The organism is Collinsella aerofaciens (assembly GCF_015558785.1).
In the GTDB taxonomy this organism is placed as follows: Bacteria; Actinomycetota; Coriobacteriia; order Coriobacteriales; family Coriobacteriaceae; genus Collinsella; species Collinsella aerofaciens_P.
Genome location: NZ_JADMOP010000008.1, coordinates 77,334 through 92,089, shown reverse-complemented (window position 1 = coordinate 92,089; position 14,756 = coordinate 77,334). Strand labels below are relative to the sequence as shown.

The 14,756-nt window shown below is 61.8% G+C and carries 13 protein-coding genes; all 13 read right to left on the bottom strand.

Going from position 1 to position 14,756, the window contains the following annotated elements; translation table 11 throughout:
- Positions 1 to 422: 422 nt before the first annotated feature.
- The 13 genes from I2G40_RS05465 to lepA all read right to left on the bottom strand — a co-directional run bounded on the left by I2G40_RS05465 (position 423) and on the right by lepA (position 14,730).
- Complete coding sequence (locus I2G40_RS05465; RefSeq protein ID WP_195544429.1) at positions 423 to 2,669, bottom strand: polyribonucleotide nucleotidyltransferase; 2,247 nt, start codon at positions 2,667 to 2,669, stop codon at positions 423 to 425.
- Between the two features lie 150 nt (positions 2,670 to 2,819).
- A complete protein-coding gene (gene rpsO / locus I2G40_RS05460) occupies positions 2,820 to 3,098 on the bottom strand; it encodes a 30S ribosomal protein S15 (protein ID WP_099431792.1) in 279 nt (92 codons plus the stop codon).
- Positions 3,099 to 3,236: 138 nt separating this feature from the next.
- Positions 3,237 to 3,986: a DNA repair protein RecO gene (recO, locus tag I2G40_RS05455; RefSeq protein WP_195544428.1), complete on the bottom strand. Its 750-nt coding sequence runs from the start codon at positions 3,984 to 3,986 to the stop codon at positions 3,237 to 3,239.
- Positions 3,987 to 4,001: 15 nt separating this feature from the next.
- A complete protein-coding gene (gene era, locus I2G40_RS05450; protein WP_195544427.1) occupies positions 4,002 to 5,069 on the bottom strand; it encodes a GTPase Era in 1,068 nt (355 codons plus the stop codon).
- A 12-nt stretch (positions 5,070 to 5,081) separates the two neighbouring features.
- Positions 5,082 to 5,459 carry a diacylglycerol kinase family protein gene (locus tag I2G40_RS05445; protein ID WP_195544426.1) on the bottom strand — a complete coding sequence of 126 codons (378 nt, stop codon included), beginning with the start codon at positions 5,457 to 5,459 and terminating at the stop codon, positions 5,082 to 5,084.
- Positions 5,460 to 5,468: 9 nt separating this feature from the next.
- Positions 5,469 to 5,978, bottom strand: coding sequence for an rRNA maturation RNase YbeY (ybeY, locus tag I2G40_RS05440; protein ID WP_195544425.1), 510 nt, complete (start codon positions 5,976 to 5,978; stop codon positions 5,469 to 5,471).
- Between the two features lie 11 nt (positions 5,979 to 5,989).
- The gene (locus I2G40_RS05435) at positions 5,990 to 6,961 is read right to left on the bottom strand and encodes a PhoH family protein (protein ID WP_195544424.1); all 972 of its coding nucleotides are present in this window, start codon (positions 6,959 to 6,961) and stop codon (positions 5,990 to 5,992) included.
- Positions 6,942 to 8,234 (bottom strand): MiaB/RimO family radical SAM methylthiotransferase, encoded by a 1,293-nt coding sequence (locus tag I2G40_RS05430; protein ID WP_195544423.1) that lies wholly within the window; start codon positions 8,232 to 8,234, stop codon positions 6,942 to 6,944. Before I2G40_RS05430 ends, I2G40_RS05435 begins: the two co-directional genes overlap by 20 nt.
- A 9-nt stretch (positions 8,235 to 8,243) precedes the next feature.
- Positions 8,244 to 9,392 (bottom strand): molecular chaperone DnaJ, encoded by a 1,149-nt coding sequence (dnaJ, locus tag I2G40_RS05425; protein ID WP_195544422.1) that lies wholly within the window; start codon positions 9,390 to 9,392, stop codon positions 8,244 to 8,246.
- Positions 9,393 to 9,473: 81 nt separating this feature from the next.
- Positions 9,474 to 10,577 (bottom strand): DnaJ domain-containing protein, encoded by a 1,104-nt coding sequence (locus I2G40_RS05420; protein WP_195544421.1) that lies wholly within the window; start codon positions 10,575 to 10,577, stop codon positions 9,474 to 9,476.
- 58 nt (positions 10,578 to 10,635) lie between these two features.
- Positions 10,636 to 11,868, bottom strand: coding sequence for a radical SAM family heme chaperone HemW (hemW, locus tag I2G40_RS05415; RefSeq protein ID WP_195544420.1), 1,233 nt, complete (start codon positions 11,866 to 11,868; stop codon positions 10,636 to 10,638).
- Positions 11,869 to 11,870: 2 nt separating this feature from the next.
- Entirely contained in the window at positions 11,871 to 12,914 is a 1,044-nt protein-coding gene (gene dusB / locus I2G40_RS05410) for a tRNA dihydrouridine synthase DusB (RefSeq protein WP_195544419.1), read from the bottom strand.
- A 4-nt stretch (positions 12,915 to 12,918) separates the two neighbouring features.
- Entirely contained in the window at positions 12,919 to 14,730 is a 1,812-nt protein-coding gene (gene lepA / locus I2G40_RS05405; protein ID WP_117770326.1) for a translation elongation factor 4, read from the bottom strand.
- Between the last annotated feature and the right edge of the window lie 26 nt (positions 14,731 to 14,756).

The following is a 14,756-nucleotide window of genomic DNA, read 5'->3' as shown; positions in this document are numbered from 1 at the left end:
GCTCTACAGTCCTGCGCAAGACGGAAAGCACATTAAGTGCTTTCCTTTGCGTGCGGAACTCGCGACAAACTTAACCCGCCCCGGCCCCCGATGGCCCCAGAACTGACAAATAGGGACAGGTTTATTTTGGTCGGTTTTATCTGGGGTAATGCCGCACATGCGTTTATCTAAAGATCTGAATTCAGATAACTGAATAGACTGTCTGACAAAATCGAAACCCGCACTAACCAGCCCTTTTGCTATTCCCGGCGGGGGCCGCGGGTAAAGTTTATCGCGAGTTCCGCACGAGCCGGAGAGCACTTAATGTGCTCTCCGTGCGAGCAGGACTGTAGAGCAGGAAACTTTACCTGCGGCCCCGCCGAGAATAGCAAAAGGGCGACCCCCTTAGGAGTCGCCCTTGTTGAGCTGCTTATGTACGGCTGTTACTCGGCGTCGTGGTGACGGCGGGGCTTGCGGCCTCCGTTGTCACCGGGACGGCGCGGACGGTCGCTGCGCTCGGAGCGCTCGCGACGCGGACGCTCACGGCGCTGGAAGTGCTCGCCGTCGCCCACGGAGACACCCTCGGCGCGAGCCGGGGCCTCAGGCTTGTCAAGACGATCGAGCGAGATCTTGCCACGATCGTCGACCTCGATGACGACGACCTTGACCTCGTCGCCGACGTTGAGGACGTCCTCGACCTTCTCCACACGGCCCTTGGCGACGCGGGAGATGTGCAGCAGGCCGTCCTTGCCGGGCAGCAGGTTGACGAAGGCGCCGAAGGGCTGGATGGAGACCACGCGACCGGTGTACTCCTCGCCCGGCTCGGGAACCTTGATGATGAGCTTGATGCGCTCGACGGCCTGGTCGACGGACTCGCCGGTGCCGCCGACAAAGACGGTGCCGTCCTCCTGGATGTCGACCGAAGCGCCGGTCTCGTCCTGGATGCCGCGGATGACCTTACCGCCGGAACCGATGACGTCGCGAATCTTATCAGTCGGAACCTGGATGGAGACGATACGCGGAGCGGTGCTGCGCGTGGTGTGGCGCGGCTCGGGGATCACATCGAGCATCTTCTGCAGGATGAAGGCGCGACCCTCCTTGGCCTGCTGCAGGGCGCGGGCCAGGATGTCGAAGGTGAGGCCGGTCGCCTTGTTGTCCATCTGCAGGGCGGTAATGCCCTCGGTGGTGCCGGTGACCTTAAAGTCCATGTCGCCCAGGAAGTCCTCGAGACCCTGGATGTCGGACAGGACCACGGTCTTGCCCTCCTCCTGGATCAGGCCCATGGCGATACCGGAGACTGGGCGCTTAATGGGCACGCCGCCGTCCATAAGGGCGAGCGTAGAGCCGCAGGTCGAAGCCATCGAAGAGGAGCCGTTGGACTCCATGACCTCGGAGACGACGCGGATGGCGTAGGGGAACTCGTTCTCGTCGGGAAGCACCGGAAGCAGGGCGCGCTCGGCCAGGTTGCCGTGACCGATCTCGCGGCGCTTGGGGCTGCCCATGCGGCCGGTCTCGCCGGTGCAGAACGGCGGGAAGTTGTAGTGGTGCATGTAGCGCTTGCCCTCGGTGGGCTCGATGGTATCCAGACGCTGGCCCTCGTTGAGCATGCCGAGCGACAGGACGGAAAGCACCTGCGTCTGGCCACGCTGGAACAGGCCGGAGCCGTGAACGAGCGGCAGGTAGTTGTCCTTCACCATGATGGGACGGATCTCGTCGGTGGCACGGCCGTCGACGCGCTCACCGGTCTCGACGACCATGGTGCGCATGGCCTTCTTCTCGAGCTTCTTGAGCGCCACGGGGATCTCGCGCTCCCAAGCGGCCTGCTCCTCCTCGGTGAACTCGGCGCGGATGGACTCCTTCAGAGCCTCGACCTTACCGATACGGGAGAGCTTGTCGGCGTCGCGAAGGGCGGCTGCCATCTCGTCGTAGTGGGCGAAGATGCGCTCCTGGACCTCCTCGACGGGCTGGTCGAGCGGGTACTCCTTCTTGACGATGGCGCCGTTGACCTGCTCCCACTCGGCGACGAACTCGTCCTGAGCCTGGCAGAAGGCAGCAAGGGCCTCCTGGCCAAACTTCATAGCGGCGAGCATGTCGTCCTCGGAGATCTCCTCGGCGCCGGCCTCGACCATCGAGATGAAGTTGGCAGAGCCGCCCAGCTCCAGGTCCAGATCGGAGTTCTCGCGCTCCTCATAGGTGGGGTTGACGATAAACTCGCCGGTCTCCACGTTGCGGCCGATGCGCACGCAGGCAAGCGGGCCCTCGAAGGGCACGCCGCCGAGCGTCATGGCCAAGGAGGCGCCCATGACGTTGATGACGTCGAAGGGGTTGACCTGGTCAGCGACGAGTGAGGTAGCGACGATGTGCACCTCGTTACGGAAGCCGTCCGGGAAGCTCGGGCGGATCGGGCGGTCGATCATGCGCGCGGTGAGCGTGGCCTTCTCGCTGGGACGGCCCTCGCGCTTGAGGTAACCACCCGGGATGCGGCCGGCGGCGTACATCTTCTCGTTGAAGTCGACGGTCAGCGGGAAGAAGTCGTAGTTCTTACGCTCCTTGGAGACGACCACGGTGTCGAGCATCGTGGTGTCGCCCTGCTTGACCAGGCACGCGCCGGTGGCCTGCTTGGCAAGCTCGCCCGACTCAAAGGTGTAGGTCTTGCCGTACAGCTCAAAGGTCTTGGATACGAGTGTCATTGTTCTCCTTTACCCCGCAGACCCCTTGCCTGCGGGCTTCTCATGTGACGCGAGCCCCCTGCCCCCGCCACGCTTCAGAGCGTGATTGTTCACGCCCTTACACAAAAAGAGCGCCCCGCTGCGCAGGACGCTCTTAGCATGTACAAATCCTTACTGGATGTTGTCGCGGATGCCCAGAGCCTTGATGAGCTCACGGTACTCGACGATGTCGTTCTTCTTGATGTAGGAGAGAAGACGACGACGACGGCCGACGAGCATGAGCAGGCCACGACGGGTGTGGAAGTCCTTCTGGTGGGACTTCATGTGCTCGGTCAGCTCCTTGATGCGCTCGGTCAGGATGGCGACCTGAACCTTGGGGTTGCCGGTGTCGACCGGGGTGTTACCGAACTGGGCAGTCAGCTCCGCCTTGCGCTCTTTGGAAACAGTCATTGTTTCACCTTTCATTTTACGTCGCCCGCGGGCGACTCGATTCGCCTCGGACTGGGAAGCCGCCGGTGGAGCGAGCATCCAAGGTCGAGGTACCAACAGGTCGGTATGTTACCACAAGCAGCCCGCGCCTGCGCATCATCACCGACCCAACATGAATTCCATCGCACGGAGGCGCTGATCGGTGTGCGTCGCAGCCCAAACATGCGAAAGCCCGAGCAAGAACGCAGCCGTATGAGGGTCGATTCGCTCGGCCATGAGCGCATCGAAGGTCATGGACATGAGGGCGCGCAGCCACGCGACCTCACCGGTCGACACCAGCTCGGCACCCGGAACGCTCGACGCGCACGACCCGCACATAAGACCGCCCGCCTGGGGCGAAAAATACGACAGCATGGGGTCTCCGCACAGCACGCAGGCCGAAAAATCGGGTCGATAGCCAACGTGCGACAGCAGCTTAAAGACATATGCCGCCACAAGTAGATCCATATGCGCCGTGTCGATCCCGCTGCCCACCAGGGCAAGTGCTCGCTGCGTAATGGCAAAGGCAAACGGGTCCTCGGCGTCCTCGAACGAGCATACGCGCGCGACCTCGGCGATCGCGCTTGCAGCGCAGGTCGTCTCGTAATCGGGCGCAGCGCCGAGCGGAGCCTCCATAAGCTCGGCCTGGGAAACCACGTCGAGTGACCGTCCATGCGCAAGCAGCATATCGACGGTACAGAACAGCTCGCAGCGCGCAGCCAGGCGTCCACCGGGTTTGCGGGCGCCCTTTGCCACGGCACGAACCTGCCGACCCCGCTCGTCAAGCATCGTCAGAATCAAGTCCGTCTCTTTGAGCTTCGTCTTGTCGAGGACGAGTACCCTCGTGCGATATGTCCGGGAGCCTGCCATGCGCGCCGCGCGTCCTTAGTCCTCGGCGTTATAGCCAAAGCGGCGAATCTGTGCCTCGTCGTCGCGCCAGCCGACCTTGACCTTCACGTCCAGCTCCAAAAAGACCTGGGTGCCAAAGATGCGTTCAAGGTCGCGACGGGCGTCGATGCCGATATGTTTGATCATCTCGCCGCCCTTTCCAATGATGATGCCCTTTTGGCCCTCACGCTCGACGTAAATGGTGGCGTGCACGCGCAGCACCTTCTTGGTCCGCTCGAGCGCATCGCAGATCACGCCCACGGAGTGCGGAATCTCGTCACGGGTGCGGCGCAGAACCTTCTCGCGCACAAACTCGGCCACAAGGGTCTCGTCGGAAGCGTCGGTACCCATGTCCTCGGGGAACCAACGCGGACCCTCGGGCAAAAAGTGCGCAACGGTCTCGATAAAGGCATCGACGTTGAAGTTCTTGACCGATGACGTCACAATCTCGTCGTCATATTCCATGAGCTCGTGGGCGGCCTTGAGCTGTTCCATGACCTGTGCGGGGTCGGCCTCATCGGCCTTGGTGAGCACCAGGACCTTCTTGGAACGGGCGCATCTGACGCGCTCGGCAACCCAAGCGTCTCCCCTGCCGATCGGCTTGGTGGCATCAATCAAAAACGCGACGACATCGACATCGTTCAGCTCGAACAACGCGCTCTTGTTGAGCTCGGATCCCAGACCGTCCTTGGGCTTATGAATACCCGGGGTATCGACAAAGACCAGCTGGTAGCCAGGACGGTTGACGACGGCGCGCATGCGGCGGCGGGTCGTCTGGGCCACCGGTGAGGTGATGGCGACCTTTTTGCCATAGCAGGCATTAAGCAATGTGGACTTGCCTGCGTTGGGGCGTCCGACCAGGGCCACGAAGCCGCTGCGGAAACCAGGCTCAACGTCGCCAAAGCCCGCGAGGTTGTCATCCTCGTCGCACAGGGCGTCGAGCTCCTCATCGCTCATGCCCTCAAACGGGTCGAACTCCTCGACATCCTCGAGCCCCTCGGTATCCACCGCGTCCAAAGTCTCGTCGTCCAGGATCTCATCGGTAGGCTGCATATTGTCGGACATGGGAATCCCTTTCTAAATAAAGCCAAGCGCGTGAGCAAAGACCAGCAGGCCCACAATCGCGGCGGTGATGGAAAGAACGTACACGGAAGCGGCGGCGATATCCTTGGCGCGCTTCGCCAGCGGATGAAGTTCCTGGGTCGCTAGGTCGACGATAGCCTCCATAGCGGTGTTGCACAGCTCGCCGTGAATCACCAGGCCACAGCAGATGATAACCGTGGCCCACTCGGCAATGTCGAGGCCGACAATGCAGCCGGCAATGACGGTACAGACGCCCGCCACGAGCATGACCTTGATGTTACGCTCGGTTTTAACAGCGGTGACAAAGCCCTCCATGGCGTAGGAGAACGACTTTAAAAAGGACGGATGGTCCTTGTTCGATCCGGGAATCATAGACGGCTCCTAATCGTGGGCATGGTTGGTGATAGGACCGACGTGGACCAACTTGGGGTCCTCGCCGCGCTCGAGCGCGAGATCGCGCAGGATGGCATCCTCACGGGCCTCCATGACCTCGGCCTCGTCATCCGCGATGTGGTCATAGCCCAGCAGGTGCAGCATACCGTGCACAAGCATCAGCCGGCACTCGTCGGCGGGACTGTTACCAAAACCGGGAGCTTGGCGAGCGATAACCTGCGGCGCCAAGATAATATCGCCGAGCTCGATCGTCTCGTCGGCGGGAACGTCCTCGTCAAAGGCAGAGTCGCACTCAAACGAGAGCACATCGGTGGTACGGTCGATACCGCGCCACTCGTGGTTGAGCTCGTGCATCTCGTCCTCGTCGACATACGAAAGGGAAATCTCGACTTCACGCTCAACGCCCTCGGCGGCAAGCACAACCTCGCAGATGTGCTCCACCTCCTGCGCGTCGAGCAGCGTATCGAGCTCGGCATCGTTGCTGATCAATACACTCAACGGGACTCCTTTCAGTCACGTACGCGCTTCTCGCGCACATCATCATAAGTATCGTATGCCTCGACGATACGTCCCACCAAGGCATGGCGCACCACGTCGGCACGCTCGAGGTGCGAAAATGCGACATCATCGACACGGCCCAAAATCTTCTCGACATCCGCCAAGCCACCACGACGACCCACCAGGTCACGCTGGCTCAGGTCGCCGGTAATCACAAACTTGGAGTTGAACCCAAGGCGTGTCAGGAACATCTTCATCTGCTCGGGCGTGGTATTTTGCGCCTCGTCGAGCACCACGAAGGCATCACTCAGCGTGCGTCCGCGCATGTAGGCAAGCGGGGCGATCTCGATCACGCCGCGCTCCATAAGCTCATCGGTGCGCTCGCGATCCATCATGTCAAAAAGGGCGTCGTAAAGCGGACGCATGTAGGGATCGATCTTTTCCTCGAGGGTGCCGGGCAAAAAGCCCAGATTCTCCCCCGCCTCGACAACCGGACGCGTCAAGATCAGACGGCCCACCTCGTGACGCTTGAGCGCGGCAACGGCGAGCGCCATAGCCAGATAGGTCTTACCGGTACCGGCAGGACCCAAGCCAAACGTGATGGTATGCGAGCGGATGGCATCCACATAGCGCTTTTGCCCGAGCGTCTTGGGACGAATGACGCGGCCGCGATACGAAAGCAGCACGTCATCGCGAAGCGACGTAGCCTCGTGCTCACCGTCGCGCAAGACAGCCAGGCAGCGAGAGACATCGTCGGCAGACAGCGTGCGCCCGGCGGCCGCCTCGCGAAAAGCGTGCTCGAAAAAGCGCGCCACGAGTTCGACCTCGTCCGGGTCGCCGCTCACGGAGATGCTATCACCACGGGCGACCACATGAGCGCGAACCAAGCTCTCGAGCGCACGAAGGACGCCGTCGCCGGCGCCCAAAACGCGCAAGGGATCAATTCCCTCGGGAACGGTAAGTCTAATCTTCGAGGCTTCCATGAACCTCCCTGCGTGCATGGACCAAGCCGGAATCATCGACTCCGATGATAGCAACATCGAGCAGGCACGGGGCTGTAAGTCCACAGGTATCGTCAAGACGGGCATGATGGAACGAGCCGAGCGTCAGGTTGTCGCCATACTCGAGCACGGCACGCTCGACCGTGCCCAAGCGACGGCGAGCGTCGGCAATAGCGAGCTCCTGTGCAGCGGCCCGCATACGGCGGCTGCGCTCGGCCATAACCTCGGGCGGAACCTGGTCGGGCATGTCGGCAGCAAGGGTACCGGGACGCTTGCTGTAGCGGAACACGTGCATACGCGAGAAACCCACACGGCGGCACAGCGCCAGCGACTCCTCGAACTCCTCGTCCGTCTCACCAGGAAAACCGACGATGACATCGCACGAAAGGGACGCCTGGGGCAAGTTGGCGCGAATCATACGCACCGTGTCCTCAAAGGCCTCGGCGCTATAGGGACGGCCCATGCGATGCAGGGTCGCCGTGCAGCCGGACTGCACGGGCAGGTGCAAAAACGGGGCGATACGCTGCGGGTAGCGCGCCATAACCTTAAGCAGGCGCTCGGAGATATCCATGGGCTCGACCGAGGAAATGCGCACATGCGGAATAGACGTGCGCTCCATGATGGCCTCGAGCAGCTCATCGATTTCGACATGCTCGTCGGTCGCGCTCTTGCCATCGTAGGCACCCAGGTTCACACCGGTCAGCACCACCTCGGGCACGCCGGCCTCCTGGGCCTCGCGAACTTGCTCGAGCACGGACTCGACGGGCACGGAGCGCTCGGGGCCGCGTGCCTTCCACACAATGCAATAGGTGCAGCGATGGTTGCAGCCGTCCTGAATCTTCACGCCCAAGCGAGAGCGACCGAGCGCATCGACCACCTCGCCATCGCTGCAGGCGGGAACGCTATCTGATTCGACACCCAGCACCTCGCAGACGCGCTCGGCGACGTCAATCTTGGACGGCTCGGCGATCACGCGATCGGAGAGCTCCAGCAACTCCTCGGGATGTAAATTGACCACGCAACCGGTCACAAGCACATAGGGCTCGTTTGGATGGGCCAGCGCATGACGAACGGCCTTACGGGTCTTGGCCTCGGCCTCGCCCGTAACGGCACAGGTGTTAATGACGATCAGATCGGCATCCTGGGGCTCCACAATAGCAAAGCCCAGGCGCATAAGATCGGCAGTGATACGGTCAGACTCTACCCGGTTGACACGGCAGCCGAGGTTGACGACGGAAATATGGGGTGCGAGCACGCGGGCTCCTTAATCGAGGATATCGTCGAGGGCACTCTTGATACGGTCGGTCACCGACTTCTTACCGGAAGCGACGTCATCGCCCATCTCATCGGCAAAAGCACGGAGCAGCTCGCGCTGCTTATTGGAAAGATTGGTGGGAACGACCACGCGCAGTTGCACGATCAGGCGGCCACGCGAACCGCCACCGCCAATGCGCGGCATGCCATAATTATTGACGCTCACGGTGTCGCCGTACTGGGCGCCGGCGGGAACCGTCACCTTAACGACCTCGTCGGGCATAATGCCCTCAACCTCGATCTCGCAGCCGAGCGCAGCCTGCGCAATCGAGATATCGCTCACCAGGTACAGGTCGTCCCCGTTGCGCTTAAAGCGCTCATGGTCGGCAACGCGCACGTTGACAATCAGGTCGCCCGAAGGCTCGCCGCGAAGACCGGCCTCGCCAAAGCCGTTCACACGCAGCTGGCGACCGGTCGAAACGCCGGCAGGAATATCGATGTCGATCTTTTCATGCGAAGGCGTGCGGCCCTGACCGTCGCAGGTCTCGCAGGGATGGTCGATGACCGTGCCCTCGCCATGGCAGTCGGGGCAAGGCGAAGAGGACTGAACCTGGCCCAAAAACGATCGCTGAACCGTCGTGACATAGCCCGTACCGTGGCATCGGCCGCACTGCTTTTCCTGTGCGCCCTCTGCCCTACCGGTGCCGTTGCAGTCCTCGCAAGGAGCAAGGCGGTCATAGCTGATCGTCTTTTTGCAGCCGAGCGCCGCCTCCTCGAGCGTCACCGAAAGCGAGATGGCCATATCACGTCCGCGACGACGCTCACGACGGCTGCGGGCGCCACCGCCGGCACCGCCGCCAAAGAACGACGAGAACAAGTCGTCCATGCCCATGCCACCAAAGATATCGTTGATATCGACGTAGCCCGAACCACCAGGGCCGTCGGCAGTGCCGTAACGGTCGTAGTTAGCACGCTTCTGCTCATCGGAAAGAACGGAATAGGCCTCGTTGAGCTCCTTGAACTTGGCCTCGGCCTCGGGGTCGTCCGAAACATCCGGATGTACGGTACGGGCCTTCTTTAGAAACGCACGCTTAATCGTCCGCGCGTCGGCATCCCTGTCGACGCCAAGCACCTCGTAGTAATCCCTATTTTCCGACACGACCGAATCCTTCCGACTTTCATTATTGTCACAGTGCGTCCTATACCCAAGCAGGGCCGACCGCAAACAGAGGGTTTGATGTTATTGCATTTGGTACGGCGAAAGCATGGCCCGTTGCGAACAGCTCGCGAACCAAACCGACACGAGCGCGAACATGAAGCCGTTGGCAAAACCGTTGGCAAACTGCATCGCGCCGCGCTTCCACCACAGCAGGCTGCGATGAAGCACGCCGTCCGAAAGCACCATGAACAGGCCCATGGCAAACGGAATAAAGCACATCATGGCAAAGGCCGAGAACACGCCCGAGATGGCCGAGAGTACCAAAAACGGCGCCACGATGCCCATCAGGTAAAAACCGGTACGAGCTTTGCCTTCCAAGCGCTCGGCCTCAACATGGGCGCGGCCGACCAGATCGCCGCCCGCGGCACCGTTGGTGCCAGCATGACCCATGCCGCCAATGCGGACCTCGTCGCCATCGTGCGTGCCGGCAGGAAACTCAATCGTCTGCTCGGAGGTTACGCGAGTACGACCGCTGCCGCCGCAATCAGGGCAGGGGTCGGCCACGACCTTACCGGAACCGCCGCACTCGGGGCAGACCGACTGGAACGTACCCGCACCAAACAGGAAGGACAGGTCGACGTCGATGTGGCCGCGGCCACCGCAGCTCGGGCAGGTATGGGCATGCTCAGACGAAACGGAGCCCGAACCGCCGCAGTTGTTACAGGTATCGAAGCGCGTGTAGCGGACGGTCTTGCGGGCACCGCCCTTGGCCTCCTTGGCGTCGAGTTTGATATCGACGACCACGTTGGCACCGTTCTCGGGATTATAGGCAGCCTGCCCACGACGCTGCTGGCCCCAGGCGCCACCAAAGGGAAAGCCGCCCTCAAAAGGATTGCCATAACCCGTGCTGCCGGCGTAGCCGCCACCATAGGGCGAAGCCGTAGGAGCACCGGCAAAGGGATTGCCCGAACGCATGGCGTCGTAGCGCGCACGTTTTTGCTCATCCGAAAGCACGGCGTAGGCCTCGGAAACCTCTTTAAACTTTTCCTCGGCATCCGGCTCTTTGTTGACGTCCGGATGGAGCTTGCGGGCCTTTTGCTGAAAGGCCTTTTGAATATCACGCGAGGTGGCGTCCTTGGAGACGCCCAGAATCTCGTAGTAATCTTTTTCGTTCATCGTCGCCATGCGCGGCAACCTCCTGCTCACAGCAGCGTATATATTCCGGTAATTCTACCCGAGCGGCCTAAGCTAGATCCCAAAACAGCTCGAACAGAACATTTCCATCGAGCCAGCCCAGGTGTGTCGGCGCCAGACGAGCTCGAACATGGCCCGCGACGACATCTGCCGAAGTGAAGGGTCCCTCATGGACCCCGAGCGTCTCGGGCACCCAAGTGGCAAGACCCAATTCGAGCGTGCGATCGCAGGCAGCTGCCAGCTCGCCTGTTGGGATGACACGAACCGCGCGAACCAACAGGTCGGACGCGACACCGCGCGTCATGCGACAAGCGAGCATCAGGTCTTCGGCCGCGGCCTCGCGCTGCGAGAGATATTCGGCCTCGAACGCCGTCGCGTCATCGTCACGTTGCACCAGACGCACGCGGTACGCATCGCCTCGAGAAGACACGCCGGGGAACAAACCCGCAAGACGGTCGAAATCCTCGGCGTCGAGCATGCCCGCGGCAGAACGACCCAGGCCCAGGTAGCCCCGTCCGGTCCAGTAGGCAATGTTATGGGCGCACTCATAGCCGTCGAGCGCGTAGCTCGCCACCTCATACGGGTGATAGCCGGCGGCACCCAGGAGCTCGCGTGCCACGTCCATGCATGCGGCCTGAAAATCCTCATCAGGCTCGAGCGACTCGTCGCGGCACGCCATGCGATAAAGGGGCGTCCCCTCCTCAAGCGTGAGCGGGTAGACCGACACATGATGCGGAGCCGCCGCCAGCACGCCATCGAGCGTGCGCTTCCAACTCACTGCGGTCTGCCCGGGAAGTCCGCACATAAGGTCGCACGACACGTCAAGCCCAGCGTTCTTGACCGTCGAGATGGCAGCGAGCGCCCGATCGGCATCGTGAATACGGCCGATGGCAGTAAGTTCGGTGTTATCGAGCGTTTGCACGCCCAAAGAGACGCGTGTGACACCAACCTTGACAAGTGCAGTGGCAAGATCGGCGGTCAGCGACTCGGGATTGGCCTCGCAGGTAAACTCAACGGGGGCGCACCACGCACGAATACGCCGCGCCAGCTCCACCAGGCGCTCCCCCGCCAGCGACGGCGTACCGCCGCCAACATAGACGGTGCGGATCTGGTCGAGGGCCCCAGCCTTGCCAAAAGCATCGAGGCGCGCGTACAACTGCTCAAAATAGACATCGAGCGCAGCGCTCAGGTCGCACGGAGCAAAACTGCGCGAGTCAAAGTCGCAGTACCGGCACTTTTGGGCGCAAAACGGCACGTGCACGTACAGTGCGGTAACGGCCACCCTTAAGCCTCCAGCGGATGAGGGGGCACCGATTCGCCGGCGGCAAGGGCAGCCTCGCAGGCCACCACATCGCGCTCGATCTCATCGACCAGCGCCATAAACTCCTCGTAAGTGGAACAGCGCACCACATGGGCACGCCAAGCGGCGGCATGGGGCATGCCTTTTAAGTACCAGCTTGCGTACGTACGGGCACGCGACATGAGCGGCAGGAGCTCATGCGTCAGCGTTAGGTGCTCACGCAGGGCGTCCAGGCGCTCGACGGAACTGCGCGCCGGCACCGGCGTGCCATCGAGCGCAAGGGCGCGAGCATCGCCGAACACCCACGGATTGCCGTAGATGCCGCGCGCGATAAACACCGCGCTGGCACCCGAGCCTTGCAGATGCTCAGCAGCGTCCTCGGCCGAGAACACATCGCCCGAACCGATCACGGGAATCTCGACGGCATCTGCGACCTCATCGACGACCGACCAATCCGCCTGGCCCGTGTAGAGCTGCGTGGCGCAACGACCATGCACCGCCACCGCGGCGGCACCGGCACCTTCGAGCATCTGGGCAAACGTCGCGGCATTACGGTCCTCGGCGTAAAAGCCCTTGCGGATCTTTACGGTCACGGGCACGTGCGCCGCACCCACCGTGGCCTCGACGATCTTCTCCGCCAGGTCGGGCGTGCGCATGAGCGCCGAGCCCTCGCCCTTGGTGACAACCTTGCGGGCAGGACAGGCCATGTTGATATCGATGAGCGACAGGCGATCGCCCACACGCTCCTCGACGGCGGCGACGGCACTCGCAAACTGATCGGGCTTGGAGCCAAAGAGCTGCACGCAAATCTGCTGCTCCTCGTCGGCCGGTAGCACCAGGCGCCAGGTCTTGTTGCTGGCATAGGCAAGGCCCGCCACGCTCACCATCTCGCTGTAGGCAAGGTTGGCACCGCGGCGACGACACATGATGCGGTAGGCAGGGTCGGTCACGCCCGCCATGGGAGCCATAAGGAACGGCTGCTCGGCATAGGCGCCCAGCAGCCGCTTGCTGTATTCAGAAAGCGCCATAGACCTACTCGTCCACCTTGAGGATCGCCATAAAGGCCTCCTGCGGGACCTCGACCGAGCCGATGGCCTTCATGCGTTTCTTGCCCTCTTTCTGCTTCTCGAGCAGCTTACGCTTACGCGAAATATCGCCGCCGTAGCACTTAGCAAGCACGTCCTTGCGACGCGCCTTGACGGTGGAGCGGGCAATGATCTTGTTGCCGATAGCACCCTGGATGGGCACCTCGAACAGCTGACGCGGAATAATCTCCTTGAGCTTGTCGCATAGGCCGCGGGCAAGACCGTAGGCCTTGTCCTTGTGGACGATAAACGACAGCGCGTCCACCTCGTCGCCCGAAAGCAAGATATCGAGCTTGACGAGCTCGGAGGGACGATACTCGTTGAACTCGTAGTCGAGCGAGGCATAGCCCTTGGTACGGCTCTTGAGCTGGTCAAAGAAGTCCAAGATGAGCTCGGCGAGCGGCATATCAAAGCGCATCTCGACCGACTTGCTCGTGAGATGAATCATGTCGGTAGTAATGCCGCGGTGCTCGATAGCGAGCTGCATGACGGCACCCGTATACTCGGGCGGGCAGATAATCTTGGCCTTGAGGTAGGGTTCCTCGATACGCTCGATGCGCGTAGCCTCGGGCAGATCCTGCGGGCTGCGGACATCAATCATCTCGCCGTCAGTCTTGTAGACGTGATAGTCCACCGAGGGGCTCGTGGCAATGAGGTCAAGATTGAACTCGCGCTCCAGGCGCTCCTTGACGACCTCCATATGCAGCAGGCCCAAGAAGCCCACGCGGAAGCCAAAGCCGAGCGCCACCGAGGTCTCGGGCTCCCACACCAACGACGGGTCGTTGACGTGCAGCTTATCGAGCGCGTCACGCAGGTTCTCGTAGTCCTTGTTATCGATCGGGAACAGGCCCGTATAGACCATGGGCTTGGCCTCGCGGTAGCCGGGAAGCGGCTCGGGGCAGGGATTCGACGCCCACGTGAGGGTATCGCCCACGCGAACGGCCTCGGGGTCCTTCAGGCCCGTGACCACGTATCCGACCTCGCCGACCGTGAGCGCGTCGACCGGGGTCTCGGCGGGACGCTTGACGCCCACGCCATCGACCAAAAAGTCGCCCTTTGCCTGCATCATGCGCAGGGTATCGCCCTTTTTGATGGAGCCGTCAAAGATGCGCACCGTGGCGACGACGCCACGATACTCGTCGAAGTACGAATCCAGAATGAGTGCCTTGAGCGGCGCGTTCGCATCGCCCTTGGGCGGAGAGATCAAAAAGACAATGGACTCCAGCAGATCGTGGATGCCCTCGCCGGTCTTGCCCGAGACGCACACGGCATCATCGGCAGGGATCGCCAGGTCATCCTCGATCTCGGTCTTAACCTCGTCGGGATGGGCCGAGGGCAGGTCGATCTTGTTGATGGCCGGCACAATGTCCAGATTGGCGTTCATGGCGAGCGTCGCGTTGGAGACGGTCTGCGCCTCGACGCCCTGCGTGGCGTCGACAACGAGCACCGCGCCCTCACAGGCTGCCAGCGAGCGCGAGACCTCATAGGTAAAGTCCACGTGGCCCGGCGTATCGATCAGATTGAACTGATACGTCTCGCCATCGTCGGCGTCATAGGACACGCGAACGGCATTGGACTTGATCGTGATGCCGCGCTCGCGCTCGATATCCATGGTGTCGAGCAGCTGCGACTCCATGTCGCGTTCGTCGACGGTATGGGTGAGCTCGAGGATGCGATCGCTGATCGTGGACTTGCCATGGTCGATGTGCGCAACGATTGAGAAGTTGCGGATGTGGGAAATGTCAATTGAAGTATTCATGCGGACTATCTTACCCGAGCGGTACA

What these genes read in the sequence shown, in the direction of transcription:
- I2G40_RS05420 (WP_195544421.1), bottom strand. Translation starts at nt 10,577, where the DNA reads ATGGCGACGATGAACGAAAAAGATTACTACGAGATTCTGGGCGTCTCC.
- I2G40_RS05445 (WP_195544426.1), bottom strand. Translation starts at nt 5,459, where the DNA reads ATGATTCCCGGATCGAACAAGGACCATCCGTCCTTTTTAAAGTCGTTC.
- recO (WP_195544428.1), bottom strand. Translation starts at nt 3,986, where the DNA reads ATGGCAGGCTCCCGGACATATCGCACGAGGGTACTCGTCCTCGACAAG.
- rpsO (WP_099431792.1), bottom strand. Translation starts at nt 3,098, where the DNA reads ATGACTGTTTCCAAAGAGCGCAAGGCGGAGCTGACTGCCCAGTTCGGT.
- era (WP_195544427.1), bottom strand. Translation starts at nt 5,069, where the DNA reads ATGTCCGACAATATGCAGCCTACCGATGAGATCCTGGACGACGAGACT.
- dusB (WP_195544419.1), bottom strand. Translation starts at nt 12,914, where the DNA reads ATGGCGCTTTCTGAATACAGCAAGCGGCTGCTGGGCGCCTATGCCGAG.
- I2G40_RS05465 (WP_195544429.1), bottom strand. Translation starts at nt 2,669, where the DNA reads ATGACACTCGTATCCAAGACCTTTGAGCTGTACGGCAAGACCTACACC.
- I2G40_RS05435 (WP_195544424.1), bottom strand. Translation starts at nt 6,961, where the DNA reads ATGGAAGCCTCGAAGATTAGACTTACCGTTCCCGAGGGAATTGATCCC.
- lepA (WP_117770326.1), bottom strand. Translation starts at nt 14,730, where the DNA reads ATGAATACTTCAATTGACATTTCCCACATCCGCAACTTCTCAATCGTT.